The 12,736-nt window shown below is 67.8% G+C and carries 12 protein-coding genes and 3 pseudogenes; 8 read left to right on the top strand and 7 right to left on the bottom strand.

The window, feature by feature from the left end:
* The first annotated feature begins 7 nt into the window (after window positions 1–7).
* Window positions 8–565: a TetR/AcrR family transcriptional regulator gene (locus KVT44_RS24125; RefSeq protein ID WP_054235350.1), complete on the top strand. Its 558-nt coding sequence runs from the start codon at window positions 8–10 to the stop codon at window positions 563–565.
* Window positions 566–890: 325 nt separating this feature from the next.
* Here KVT44_RS24125 and KVT44_RS24130 read toward each other — a convergent pair whose 3' ends face one another.
* Window positions 891–1,496 carry a murein hydrolase activator EnvC gene (locus tag KVT44_RS24130; RefSeq protein WP_254649769.1) on the bottom strand — a complete coding sequence of 202 codons (606 nt, stop codon included), beginning with the start codon at window positions 1,494–1,496 and terminating at the stop codon, window positions 891–893.
* A gap of 270 nt (window positions 1,497–1,766) precedes the next feature.
* Here KVT44_RS24130 and rpsB point away from each other — a divergent pair, with 270 nt between their 5' ends.
* The 5 genes from rpsB to KVT44_RS24155 all read left to right on the top strand — a co-directional run bounded on the left by rpsB (window position 1,767) and on the right by KVT44_RS24155 (window position 6,442).
* On the top strand, window positions 1,767–2,702 hold the full coding sequence (rpsB, locus tag KVT44_RS24135) for a 30S ribosomal protein S2 (protein WP_054235348.1): 936 nt from the start codon (window positions 1,767–1,769) through the stop codon (window positions 2,700–2,702).
* A gap of 95 nt (window positions 2,703–2,797) precedes the next feature.
* Window positions 2,798–3,634, top strand: a complete 837-nt coding sequence (tsf, locus tag KVT44_RS24140) for a translation elongation factor Ts (protein WP_095852373.1) — start codon at window positions 2,798–2,800, stop codon at window positions 3,632–3,634.
* A 179-nt stretch (window positions 3,635–3,813) separates the two neighbouring features.
* Window positions 3,814–4,584 carry a UMP kinase gene (gene pyrH, locus KVT44_RS24145; RefSeq protein WP_054235346.1) on the top strand — a complete coding sequence of 257 codons (771 nt, stop codon included), beginning with the start codon at window positions 3,814–3,816 and terminating at the stop codon, window positions 4,582–4,584.
* A 170-nt stretch (window positions 4,585–4,754) separates the two neighbouring features.
* The gene (frr, locus tag KVT44_RS24150) at window positions 4,755–5,312 is read left to right on the top strand and encodes a ribosome recycling factor (protein WP_054235439.1); all 558 of its coding nucleotides are present in this window, start codon (window positions 4,755–4,757) and stop codon (window positions 5,310–5,312) included.
* Window positions 5,312–6,442, top strand: coding sequence for a phosphatidate cytidylyltransferase (locus KVT44_RS24155; RefSeq protein WP_099920445.1), 1,131 nt, complete (start codon window positions 5,312–5,314; stop codon window positions 6,440–6,442). The genes frr and KVT44_RS24155 overlap by 1 nt, the downstream gene beginning before the upstream one ends.
* 100 nt (window positions 6,443–6,542) lie before the next feature.
* Here KVT44_RS24155 and KVT44_RS24160 read toward each other — a convergent pair whose 3' ends face one another.
* The 3 genes and pseudogenes from KVT44_RS24160 to KVT44_RS58220 form a co-directional block, all read right to left on the bottom strand.
* Window positions 6,543–6,908, bottom strand: a complete 366-nt coding sequence (locus KVT44_RS24160) for a DUF6479 family protein (RefSeq protein WP_099920444.1) — start codon at window positions 6,906–6,908, stop codon at window positions 6,543–6,545.
* 408 nt (window positions 6,909–7,316) lie between these two features.
* On the bottom strand, window positions 7,317–7,877 hold the full coding sequence (locus KVT44_RS24165; protein WP_217568458.1) for a tyrosine-type recombinase/integrase: 561 nt from the start codon (window positions 7,875–7,877) through the stop codon (window positions 7,317–7,319).
* Window positions 7,878–8,313: 436 nt separating this feature from the next.
* Window positions 8,314–8,697 (bottom strand): annotated as a pseudogene (locus KVT44_RS58220) (NUDIX hydrolase); the annotation flags it as partial.
* A gap of 335 nt (window positions 8,698–9,032) precedes the next feature.
* Here KVT44_RS58220 and KVT44_RS24175 point away from each other — a divergent pair.
* Window positions 9,033–9,695, top strand: coding sequence for a Type 1 glutamine amidotransferase-like domain-containing protein (locus KVT44_RS24175; RefSeq protein ID WP_099920443.1), 663 nt, complete (start codon window positions 9,033–9,035; stop codon window positions 9,693–9,695).
* Between the two features lie 180 nt (window positions 9,696–9,875).
* Here the strand turns inward: KVT44_RS24175 and KVT44_RS24180 are convergent.
* The 3 genes and pseudogenes from KVT44_RS24180 to KVT44_RS60585 form a co-directional block, all read right to left on the bottom strand.
* Window positions 9,876–10,622 (bottom strand): annotated as a pseudogene (locus KVT44_RS24180) (transposase family protein).
* A 139-nt stretch (window positions 10,623–10,761) separates the two neighbouring features.
* Entirely contained in the window at window positions 10,762–11,136 is a 375-nt protein-coding gene (locus KVT44_RS58225; RefSeq protein ID WP_254649770.1) for a hypothetical protein, read from the bottom strand.
* A 335-nt stretch (window positions 11,137–11,471) separates the two neighbouring features.
* Complete coding sequence (locus KVT44_RS60585; RefSeq protein WP_217568464.1) at window positions 11,472–11,969, bottom strand: lactococcin 972 family bacteriocin; 498 nt, start codon at window positions 11,967–11,969, stop codon at window positions 11,472–11,474.
* A 169-nt stretch (window positions 11,970–12,138) separates the two neighbouring features.
* Between KVT44_RS60585 and KVT44_RS24195 the strand changes: the two are divergent.
* A pseudogene (locus tag KVT44_RS24195) lies at window positions 12,139–12,297 on the top strand (ISAs1 family transposase); the annotation flags it as partial.
* Window positions 12,298–12,736 lie beyond the last annotated feature (439 nt).

The raw sequence follows: 12,736 nt of genomic DNA on the forward strand, positions 1-12,736 counted from the left end.
GGCCTCCGTGGCCGAGCACCGGTCGATGCAGCGAGCCGCCCTGCTGGACGCGGCCCGGTCCCTGCTGTCCGAGGGCGGGACGGAGGCGCTGACCTTCCCGGCCCTCGCCGAGCGCACGGGGCTCGCGCGGTCCTCCGTGTACGAGTACTTCCGGTCCCGGGCGGCCGTGGTCGAAGAGCTGTGCGAGGTGGACTTTCCGGTCTGGGCGGCGGAGGTCTCGGCGGCGATGGCCGCGGCGGACGGGCCCGAGGGCAAGGTCGAGGCGTACGTTCGGCAGCAGTTGGCGCTGGTCGGGGACCGGCGGCACCGGGCTGTCGTGGCCATCTCCGCGAGTGAGCTCGATGCCGGGGCCCGGGAGAAGATCCGCGCGGCGCACGGCGGGCTGGTGGCGATGATCGTCGACGCGCTGCGGCAGATGGGCCACGCCGAGCCCCGGCTGGCCGCGATGCTCCTTCAGGGCGTGGTCGACGCGGCGGTCCGGAGGATCGAGCTGGGGGCCGCGGAGGAGCCCGGCGTGATCACGGACGCCGCGGTGGGTATGGCACTACGGGGCGTACGCGGCTGAGCCCCTGCGCACCGGGTGCCCGGGGACGGGGTGATGGGGCGACGGGGCGGACGGCACGGCCCGGCTTTGGGCGAAGGTGCCGCTCCCCCTTGCGGATGGAGATTCCTCTCCTGTCGGGGATGGATACGCCTCTCCTGGCTCCACACATGTCCTGGCCCCACACATGCATGTCCTGGCCCCACACATGCCGGCCGGCGGGCAGCGCTTCGGGCGCTCGTCGCACAGCGCTTCGGGCGTTCGTCGCACATGTCCACGCGGGGCTGAGTCCGCGCAAGCCGGGCAGCCAGGCCTGAAGCGTGGCCGCGGCCCGTGGTTCTCCCGTTTCTCACGGCAGCGCGTTCGTCACCGGGAGCAGGCGGGACGGGTCCCGGTGCAGGAGCCAGGGTGGGAGCAGGGACAGGGGGTTTAAGTAGGTTCTGTCTCTTCGCAGGCCCCAGTGCAGGCATGGCGTTCCACAGTGGGCGTCGCCCGGTTCGAGCGTGCCCAGTACCTCGCCCGCGGCCACCTCGTCGCCCTCGTGCACCGTCGCCCGTACCGGGGTGAAGGTCGTGCGCAGGGGCGGAGCGCCCGTGCCCGTCAGTTCGACGGCGACCGCGCCACGCCCCGCGACCCGCCCCGCGAAGGAGACGCGGCCGGCCGCGACGGAGCGGACAGGAGCGCCCGGGGGTGCCGCGAGGTCAACCCCGCGATGGCCGCGGGCGTAGGGCGTCGCCGGCGGGTCCCAACCCCGCAGGACCGAGGGGCGCGGACCCACCGGCCAGAGGCGGGCGAGCGGTGGCACTGTCGCGTCGGGCGCCGGTGGACCGGCGGCAGACGGCGGCGCCGGACCGTTCGCCCGGGCCAGGGCTGAGGGGGTCAGCGCACCCAGCACGGTCACCGTCATTCCCAACAGCAACCCCAGCCACGTACGCACACATCGTTTCGCTCGCATGCGAGAACGGTCCCGCATATGACGGATCATGGCCGGGATCTGTGGACCACCGGCCGGTTGTGGACAGCGGCGTCACCCTGCACCTTCCGGGTCCCGTACACTTCTCATGGCGATCCGGGTCACCGGGTCGACTTCGCACGCCCCGACACCCGGCCATCAAAAGCCGGTGTCAGCGCCCCTCGGTCCCTCGTGGCAAGGCGCATCGCGGGCGTCAGGCGCGAGTGCCGTCCGGCACGCGCGGCACAACCGAGAACACCAAGGAGAACGGCCATGGCCGTCGTCACGATGCGGGAGCTGCTGGAAAGCGGCGTCCACTTCGGTCACCAGACCCGTCGCTGGAACCCGAAGATGAAGCGCTTCATCTTCACGGAGCGCAACGGCATCTACATCATCGACCTGCTCCAGTCGCTGTCGTACATCGACCGCGCCTACGAGTTCGTCAAGGAGACCGTCGCCCACGGCGGCACGGTCATGTTCGTCGGCACGAAGAAGCAGGCGCAGGAGGCCATCGCCGAGCAGGCCACCCGCGTCGGCATGCCCTACGTCAACCAGCGCTGGCTGGGCGGCATGCTCACCAACTTCTCCACCGTCTACAAGCGTCTGCAGCGCCTCAAGGAGCTCGAGCAGATCGACTTCGAGGACGTCGCCGCTTCCGGTCTGACCAAGAAGGAGCTTCTCGTGCTCTCGCGCGAGAAGGCCAAGCTGGAGAAGACCCTTGGTGGTATCCGCGAGATGCAGAAGGTGCCCAGCGCCGTCTGGATCGTGGACACCAAGAAGGAGCACATCGCGGTCGGTGAGGCCCGGAAGCTCAACATCCCGGTCGTCGCCATCCTCGACACCAACTGCGACCCCGACGAGGTCGACTACAAGATCCCGGGCAACGACGACGCGATCCGCTCCGTCACCCTGCTCACCCGCGTGATCGCCGACGCCGTCGCCGAGGGCCTCATCTCCCGCTCCGGTGCCGGTAAGGCCGAGGGTGACAAGGCCGCGGGCGAGCCGCTCGCCGCGTGGGAGCGCGACCTGCTCGAGGGCGAGAAGAAGGCCGACGACGCCGAGGTCCAGACCTCCGCCGAGACGGAGAAGGTCGCCGACGCCGAGCAGGCCGAGGTTGTCGCCGAGGCCGAGGCCGAGGCTGTTGTCGAGGCCCCGGCCGCCGAGGCCCCCGTCGCCGAGGCCCCGGCCGCGGACGCCGAGCAGGCCTGACCCCTCACCCCTTCGGGTCACGAACGGCGGGGGCACACCGAGCCCCCGCCGTTCGGCCCGTAGATCTTCAGACTTCGAGAGAGATTCCAGGAATCATGGCGAACTACACCGCCGCCGACGTCAAGAAGCTCCGTGAGCTCACCGGCGCCGGCATGATGGACTGCAAGAAGGCGCTGGACGAGGCCGACGGCAACGTCGACAAGGCCGTCGAGGCGCTGCGCATCAAGGGCCAGAAGGGCGTCGCCAAGCGCGAGGGCCGCTCCGCCGAGAACGGCGCCGTGGTCTCCATCATCGCTGACGACAACACCTCCGGTGTCCTGGTCGAGCTGAAGTGCGAGACGGACTTCGTCGCCAAGGGTGAGAAGTTCCAGGCCGTCGCCAACGAGATCGCCCAGCACGTCGTCAAGACGTCGCCGGCCGACCTCGAGGCGCTGCTCGGCTCCGAGATCGTGCCCGGCAAGACGGTTCAGGCGTTCGTCGACGAGGCCAACGCCAACCTGGGCGAGAAGATCGTCCTGGACCGCTTCGCCCAGTTCTCCGGTGCCTACGTGACCGCGTACATGCACCGCACCATGCCCGACCTGCCCCCGCAGATCGGTGTCCTGGTCGAGCTGGACAAGGCCGATGCCGACCTCGCCAAGGGTGTCGCGCAGCACATCGCCGCCTTCGCGCCGAAGTACCTCTCCAAGGAGGACGTCCCGGCCGAGGTCGTCGAGTCCGAGCGCCGCGTCGCCGAGGAGACCACCCGCGCCGAGGGCAAGCCCGAGGCCGCCCTCCCGAAGATCGTCGAGGGTCGCGTCAACGGCTTCTTCAAGGAGGCCACCCTCCTCGGTCAGCCGTACGCGCTCGACAACAAGAAGTCCGTCCAGAAGGTCCTGGACGAGGCCGGTGTCACCCTGAAGCGCTTCGTGCGCATCAAGGTCGGCATCTGAGTCCGTACCGCGATCGACGCGCGGCCCCTATAGGGTCGGCAGCAGTCGTCCGCGTACGCCGACACGCGCGCGTGCGTGACGGACGACAGCAGATCTGACGAGGAGGCCATTGCCGCGTATGGGAGACAACACCCCACCGGCAATGGCCTTCTTCGTATGTGCACCATGAGGAGATCTCCATGACCACCACCCAGGCCGACAAGGGCGAGAAGACCGACGACGGCAAAGGCGCGGGCCGCTTTCTGCTGAAGCTTTCCGGCGAGGCGTTCGCCGGAGGCGGCGGACTGGGCGTCGACCCCGACGTGGTGCACAAGATCGCCCGCGAGATCGCGGCCGTCGTGCGCGGCGGCGCCCAGATCGCCGTCGTCATCGGCGGCGGTAACTTCTTCCGCGGTGCCGAGCTCCAGCAGCGCGGCATGGACCGGGCCCGGTCCGACTACATGGGCATGCTCGGCACGGTCATGAACTGCCTTGCCCTCCAGGACTTCCTGGAGAAGGAGGGCATCGACAGCCGCGTGCAGACCGCCATCACCATGGGCCAGGTCGCCGAGCCGTACATCCCGCTGCGCGCCGTACGGCACCTGGAGAAGGGCCGTGTGGTCATCTTCGGCGCCGGTATGGGCATGCCGTACTTCTCCACCGACACCACCGCCGCCCAGCGCGCCCTGGAGATCGACGCCGAGGCCCTGCTGATGGGCAAGAACGGCGTGGACGGGGTCTACGACTCCGACCCCAAGACCAACCCCGAGGCCGTCAAGTTCGACTCGCTCGGCTACGGCGAGGTCATCACGCGCGACCTCAAGGTCGCCGACATGACCGCCATCACGCTGTGCCGCGACAACAAGCTGCCGATCCTGGTCTTCGAGCTCCTGGCGGAGGGCAATATCGCTCGGGCCGTCAAGGGTGAGAAGATCGGCACACTCGTGGGTGACCAAAGCGGCCGGGCCTGACCGGGACCGACCTCGGCCGGGGACAAGCCCGGGCCGAGGATGGACCCTGACCGGGGGATGGACAATGTCCTGCCGGTCCGGAACCGTGCAGGAATAAGACGCGACGCAGCCGGCCGCCACCCCGACGAGGAGCAGCTGCCGGGCCTACTCAAGACACGCAGGAGCAAGTGGTGATCGAAGAGACCCTCCTCGAGGCCGAGGAGAAGATGGAGAAGGCCGTCGTGGTCGCCAAGGAGGACTTCGCCGCGATCCGCACCGGCCGTGCGCACCCGGCGATGTTCAACAAGATCGTGGCCGACTACTACGGCGCGCTGACGCCGATCAACCAGCTGGCCTCGTTCTCGGTGCCGGAGCCGCGCATGGCCGTGGTGACCCCGTTCGACAAGAGCGCGATGCGCAACATCGAGCAGGCGATCCGCGACTCCGACCTGGGCGTCAACCCGAGCAACGACGGCAACATCATCCGAGTGGTGTTCCCCGAGCTGACCGAGGAGCGCCGCAAGGACTACATCAAGGTCGCCAAGACCAAGGGCGAGGACGCCAAGGTGTCCATCCGCTCGGTCCGCCGCAAGGCCAAGGACGCCATCGACAAGCTGATCAAGGACGGCGAGGTCGGCGAGGACGAGGGCCGTCGCGCGGAGAAGGAGCTCGACGACACCACCGCGAAGTACGTCGCTCAGGTGGACGAGCTCCTGAAGCACAAGGAAGCGGAGCTGCTCGAGGTCTGATGAACGACTCTTCCTGGGGGGCGCCGCCACAAGCCGGGTACTGGGGGCCGTCCGAGCAGGGGCCTGTCCAGGGGGCAGCCCCGGCGGGTCCCGCATACGATGCGCATAACGCGCAGCAGACTCGCCCCATGCCCATCGTGCCCGACGTACCCGCACACGGCGGAGACCAGGATGACGACCGGGGGGCCGCTCGGCTGAGTGGCCCCCTGTTCCGCGACGACACCCCGTCGGCGGGATCCCTCGGGACCCCGTCGCAGAAGCCGCAGGAGCCCATGCCCAGCCCCGTCCCACAGCCCGCGCCCGCACCGCAGAAGAAGAGTGCGGGACGCGATCTGGGTGCCGCGATAGGGGTCGGCGTCGGGCTCGGTGCGGTGATCGTCGCGTCGTTGTTCGTCGTCAAGGCCGTGTTCGTCGGGGTCATAGCGGTCGCCGTGGTGGTGGGCCTGTGGGAGCTCACGTCACGGCTCGAGGAGCGCAAGGGCATCAAGGCGCCGCTCGTTCCGCTCGCGGTGGGCGGTGCGGCGATGGTCGTCTCCGGCTACGTCCGGGGCGCCGAGGGCGCGTGGGTGGCGATGGCGCTCACCGCGCTGGCGGTCCTGGTCTGGCGGATGACGGAACCGCCCGAGGGGTATCTCAAGGACGTCACGGCCGGCGTCTTCGCGGCCTTCTACGTGCCGTTCCTGGCGACGTTCGTGGCCATGATGCTGACCGCCGACGACGGTCCGCGCCGTGTCCTGACGTTCCTGCTGCTGACGGTCGTCAGCGACACGGGCGCGTACGCGATCGGCTGGCGCTTCGGCAAGCACAAGCTGGCGCCGCGCATCAGCCCCGGCAAGACCCGCGAGGGCCTGTTCGGTGCGGTCACCTTCGCGATGGTCGGGGGCGCGCTGTGCATGCAGTACCTGATCGAGGACGGCACGTGGTGGCAGGGGCTGATCCTGGGTTTCGCGGTCGCGGCCACCGCCACGCTCGGCGACCTCGGCGAGTCCATGATCAAGCGGGACCTGGGCATCAAGGACATGGGCACCTTGTTGCCGGGCCACGGCGGGATCATGGACCGGCTGGACTCGCTCCTGCCGACGGCGCCGGTGGTCTGGCTGCTGCTCGTGCTCTTCGTGGGATCCGGCTGACCTGCGCGCATGCTACTGAGGGGCTCGTCGTCCACGGGACGGCGAGCCCCTTTTCGTCGGGTGGCCGACGGCGTCTCGCCGGGTGGCCGACGGCCCTGGGTCAGTGGTGACCCAGTCCACCGCTGCCGAACGAGCCGCTTCCCCCGTCGTGCCAGCGCTCTCGCTTCTGCGACGGGCTCGTGCGGGTCGACATGTGGGTCAGCTCGTACGGGGTGAGAGCGTGCTGGCCCTTGGCCACCTTGGGTACCTCGGCGGGCTCCCGGACCTCCCGCATCTCGCGGACCGGACCCCCCTGCGGCATGTGCGGCTGTTCCTCGGCGCGTGGCAGACGCGGTGCGCGGGTCCGCATACGGCAGCTCAGCCAGAAGCTGCCGCCCAGGAGTGTGATGAGTGCCACGGCGATCAAGAACAGCGCGAGGCTGATCAGACCGCTGGGCTCCGCCAAATACATCGATGCAGTACTCATATCAGGCAAATACCCCTCAAATTCCCCAACGAACCGGCCGCCCGACAGCCGCCCCGACCACGCCGGACGCCTGGCCGGACGTGTGATCAGGCGGGTGGAGGTCTCTGGCGGCATGGGCCTGTGAACTTCGCGAACGACCCGGACACCCCACTCCAGCTGCTGATGGGCTTGGAGGTCAGCGCCGCGTCCTTCGTGCGCGACCACGTCGAGACTTCGGGGAGCACCGCTTCGTCATCGGCGGCGCCCTGCACGGCTCGCGGCCCAGGTCACGCAATTCGATCTGCGACACTGATATGGCCATGCCTAAGCCCGGAGAACTGATGTTCCCTGGGCGCGAAGAAGCCCCCTACCAGCGATTTTGTCGCCAGTAGGGGGCTGTCTTATGCCCGGTGGGCCGTCGCTGGGCCGTCAGGGCTCCTGGGCCGTACCGAAGACACCATCCAGGGCCCGGCGGGCACGCTCGCTGCTACCGGGCATCAGGTGGGCGTACACCCGCAGCGTCATCGCCGGATCGGAGTGCCCGAGGTATTCGCTCACGGCCTTGATGCTCTCGCCCGTGTCCAGGAGGACCGACGCGTAGAAGTGGCGAAGGGCGTGCATCCCGTGTTGCCGTGCGGAGGCGTACGCCTTCCCGGATTCGGGAGTCGGGAGTCGGGAGTCGGGATAAGGCCGGCGACCGCAAGGGCGGGCTTCCACTCCTGGACGTTGAAGTTGCTCCGCCAGACGATTCCGCTCGCTGTGTCGGTGAAGATCAAGCGCCGCTCGCGGGGCGAAGACCGCGACGCCCCGGATCAGCTTGACCTGAGTGGTCACCCGAAGAGTGTCACTGTCGAGCCGCGTGGTGTCCTCGGCCAGACCGATGATCTCGCCCTGCCGGAGACCGCTGCCGCTGCCTACGTCGACCATGGTTCGGTAGCGCTCCGGCAGGGCGTCGCGGACCGCACGAACCTGGGACGGGAGCCAGGGCACGACTCGGGTGGTCGAGACGGCGGGCGGACGGACGCGGCCGAGCACGGGTTCCGGGCGAGGTGGCCGTCATCCACGGCGGCCGACAGCACCGCACGGACGTTGGCGTAGATATTGCGGGCGTAGGTGCCGCCTATCGAGTCGTTCTCCAGGTCGCGCACGAACTCGCGGATGTGAACCGGGTGGAAGGACCCGAGCGGACGCGCCCCGATACGAGGGAAGGCGTGCACCCGAAGACGGGTTTCCGCTCCGATGCGTGTGTTCAGGTCGGTCGTCTGCCCGGCGATCCAGCGTTCCGCGTACTGCTGGAAAGTCGTCCGGGCAGCCCTGGGATCGACGTACTGACCACGGGACATGTCGGCAGCGGTCTCAGCCAACCACTCTTCCGCCCGGCGCTTCTGACGGTCTGGGAAGGATCGGCTCTTCTCGGTGCCCGCAGTGCGGCCTGTGCGGCGTCTTCTCCCTCGTCGACGATCCCGCCGGGCAGCTCCCAGCCGAACGAGTCGGGGACGAACCGGTAGCGCCAGAGCATCAACACGCGGTCCTGGTCGTCGAGGACGGCGGCGATGGCGACATGGTGCAGCCGTACGACGTGATGCTCGAAGCGTTCGACACCGGGCGGTTCGACGTCCACGAGGCTGAGCTTCACCCAACGGTTGTCGTACACGGTCCGCTCACCGTGAATCTGCCACGGCTCCACGTCTGTTGGCGTCTCAGTGCTCACGGACCTGTCCGGCACGCGGTACGAGCTACGGCCGTGCACCTCGATGGCGCCCTCGGCGATGAGCTTGGTCAGCACCTGACGAAGTGCCGTACGGCCGATGCTCCATCCTGTGAGCACGCTCCCTGCGTCCTGTGATGCTGGTCCGCTCCAGCGTGGCGACCACATACGAAAATCCGTAGGCGGTTGGCCGTTGCTGCTGATCGCCAAGTGTCCAGTTCAGTTGAGGCTTGACGGGTTGGTGTCAGGTGACGCGTGACGTCTGGCCTAGACGTCGTGGCTGACTGTCTTGTCAGGTGGAGTAGTCGAGCCCGGCGACCTGAGGGACCTGAGGGACCTGAGGGACCTCTGAAGAGGTTGCCCGAACTACGATGAGTTTCAGCACGGTCCCAGGTCTTCAGGTACATCCACCTTCCGCGCGCGAATTTGGAGGCACCTTGAAGCTCTTGCTGACGTCAGGCGGCGTCACGAACCCAAGCATCCACTCGGCGCTCGTGCAGCTTCTCGGCAAGCCGATCGCCGAGTGCCACGCCCTCTGCGTCCCGACAGCACAGTGGGGTCACCCGATGTGCGGTCCGACATCGGTGCGGGGCTTCGCAGCCGCCGAGCCCACGTGGCAACACTTGTCCGGCCTGGGCTGGGCGTCGCTCGGAGTCCTCGAGCTCACCGCACTGCCCACGATCGGCGCCGAGCGATACGTCCCCTGGATCCGGGAGGCCGACGTGCTCCTGGTCGACGGCGGCGACGCGACCTATCTGTGCCACTGGATGCGGGAGTCCGGGCTGGCCGATCTGCTGCCTTCGCTGCCCGACACGGTCTGGGTGGGAGTGAGTGCCGGAAGCATGGTGATGACGCCCCGGATCGGAGCGTACTTCGTCGAGTGGCCGTCCGCACCGGACGACCGCACCCTGGGAGTCGTCGACTTCTCGATCTTCCCGCACCTGGACGCTTTCCCGCAGAACACCCTGGCTGACGCAGAGCGGTGGGCCGCCGACATCGGCGTCCCGGCCTACGCCATCGACGAACAGACGGCCATCAAGGTCGTCGACGGCTCCGTCGAGGTGGTCTCCGAAGGGCAATGGACGAAGTTCGGGTCATAGCCGCCCGGCATTCGAGACGTCGCGTCGTTCCGCGAGATTCCCTACTTCATCAAGGCGGCTCGCTCCGCTCCCTGTGTGAGGCACGGCCCCCGGCCGGGCCTGCGCTCCTGTCTCCGCCCCGCTCCAGCCCGGCCGGCGCCCGTGCCACGCGCAGAGCAATTAATCGCTCACTGAGGTCTTTCAGCGTTGCCGCTCCAGGGCGAGGACGGCTGCGGCGATTGACGTCATTCGATTCGGGCTGCATCGGGATCCGCGGAAGACGCGCCAGGACTTCAGTCGTGCCACGCCGCGTTCGACCGGTGCCCGTGCTGCGGACAGCGCACGGTTGACGGTTTGCTGGGCTGGTGTGAGCTCGCGGCCCGGTGGGCGTCTGAGGGGTGTCGTCACCCATGAGCTTGCTCCGATGTAGGCCCGGTCGGCGAGGATCGGGACGCCCTGGCGCTCACAGATACGGATGATCCGGCGGGTGCGGGCCGCCGTCAGGTCGTGGGCGCGGCGGGCAGGGCGGGTGAGATCAGCAATCGCCCGGCTGGGTCGGTCACCACCTGCACGCTCACTCCGTGCCGGCGGTGCTTGTGCGAGCAATCGGCACGGCTGTCGCCGACCCGGTTCGCACTTGGCAAGGGTGCCGTCCAGCAGGACGTAGTCGGGGTCGGCTTCGCGTAGCGCGCGCAGTAGGCCGGGCGCGCGGTCGGCGAGCAGGCCGATCACCGCGGCCGTGCAGGCGTGGGCGGTTCCGACGGAGATGCCGAAGCCGGCAGCGAGTTGCGCGAGAGTGTCGTGCCGGCGCAGGTACACCAGACCGGCCAGAGCACGCTGGTGCGGCGGGAGCTTGCAGCGGCGGTCACCCTCGCGGGTGACGATGAGCATGGTGACCCACTCGACCAGGGCACGGGGCAGGCCGAGTGCGGCAGGATAGGTAACCAACAGGGCTCCTGTGCCAGCGAGTTGAGACGTCGAACACCTCCCTCAACGGCACGGGAGCCTTGTCCGTTGCGGACGGTTACGTCGTCACTCGATCAGTGGCCACGCTGAAACACCTCAGTGGCCACGCTGAAACACCTCACTAGCCAACGCCCACCCCGGCGGAACGAACACGGCGAGACCTCCACCAACCCCAGACAGTGTGGCCCACCAGAGCGACCGCAACGGCAACAGCCGTGAACCGAACGGTGGTCCAGGTACCCAGAACAACCTGACTCGGCCCGCGCGACTCCGTCTCCAGACGCATGGAAGTCTCATAAAAAGCCACCAGGGGAATAAGCAGCCGGAAGAACAGGCCGCCGATGCCCGGCACCCGCGCGAGGTTCCCCAGCAGCCCAAGGGGTGCTCCGAAGAAGAATGCCAGCACACCCCAGAGGGCAATTCCGGATGATCCCGCACCTGAGGAATCCAGTCCACCCAGGGAGGCCAGGCTTCCCTTAGTCAGGTAGTAGGTCACGACACCGATAGTCAGCCCCAGAGGCGCGAGAACAACCGATTCGATTTTAGACCGACGGAAATAACCCACCAGAAACGCGTAACAGGCCCACGGCCACCCACCGGTGAAAACGGCGCCCACGGCCGCACCTGGACTGCCGCCCCAATGCTCAACGGTAGGCCCTATCAGGCCAAGCAACAAGCCAAGCCCGAGTGGCACCGCAAACGACGCGGCCCGAGCACTCCAAAAGTTCACTCTCTCCCCTTCCGGCCCTAATGCGCCATTACTCCGGGCCCGTGTGTGCCCGGAGTAATGGCCCACCCGAGGGAGATCAACCCTCATCGCGGCGGAAACGTTTATGCATTATCGTAATACGCATAGCAGGTCCATGCCGCACCTTGTGTTGAGCTGGCGTAGGAAGTATCCCCCTTCGCCACCCAGCCACTTGAATGGTCGACGTTCTGGACCCTGACCGTTGACTTGTGCTTCACATCCGCGATGTAGTTCGAGTAGCACCTCTTTCCAGCCGACACCAGATCGTACCCATAGCACCACTTGCCATGAGTCACATTCTGGCAGGTATTCCCTTTCAGCTGAGCGGCCGAATCTTTGATTTCTAGCTTTACCACGCCCCACTCGGAGGGGTTACCCAGCTCCGCTGGCGGGTTGACGCCGTCACCCCTCTTGTGGATGACGGGCTGCCCAGGTATGAGGCCGTCGCTGGCCTCAATCACGGTATCGCCGGTACCGGTTCCGCCCTGAGGGCCGTAGGCCGCCGCCGGAGTGGCAAAGCTGGAAACCGCAAGCGCGGCGCCCGAAATGCCGAAAAGTATTGACTTCCCAAACTTTTTCACGTTCCCCCTATCCCCGCTCCCCGTTATCGAGGGCTCGAAGGGATCTTCTATGAGGGCGCTGTGGCGGTCAAGGCTTGGCCAATTTACGGCCCCGGCACGGCCTGAAACCGTTGTCGGGCGGTGGTATTCACGGGCGGGGCCATGAACGCGCGGCCACGGCACGCGTGTTGTCAGGGCTCATAACACCCCCGCCGTCCTGGCCACCGTCCGCGACCTGATCCGCGGTGCCCTCAAGCTGGCCGGGCACGTCAACATCACCTTCGCCCGACGCGCCCACACCGACCAACACCAAGTCCTCGCCCTCTACGGCATCACAAGATCACCATGAACCGGACATCCAGGGGAGAACGCCGGGGCCCTGGTCGTCAACGTCGAGCACGACGACCCAGTTGGTCCGTGCCACGCGCTGCGCCCGGACCGCCACAGGTGACGCACGCCAGATAACCGCAAATGGGCTGGCTAAGGTCGGTGGGGGTACAGCGAGACACACGCGCGCCTGGTCGGTTGGCGCGCCCGCCGTCGTGGCCGGCTGTCGTCGGCAAGCACTGCCGGGTTGCAGACCCTGGTCGGCCACCTCCTCACGCTCGCCTAGGACGACACACCGGACGGTGCTCATCTCCACTTGGAGGAGGACAACGGGCTCGAAGGAGGCTCCGTAGGCCTGGTCTTGAACAAGCCCTAGACGCCCTGAGCTTCCCAAGCTGAGAGTGCGAGTTCGATTCTCGTCACCCGCTCCATATTGAAACCCCAGGTCGATGGCCTGGGGT

Origin of the sequence: Streptomyces sp. GbtcB7, from assembly GCF_019091445.1 — a bacterium.
Lineage (GTDB): Bacteria > Actinomycetota > Actinomycetes > Streptomycetales > Streptomycetaceae > Streptomyces > Streptomyces mirabilis.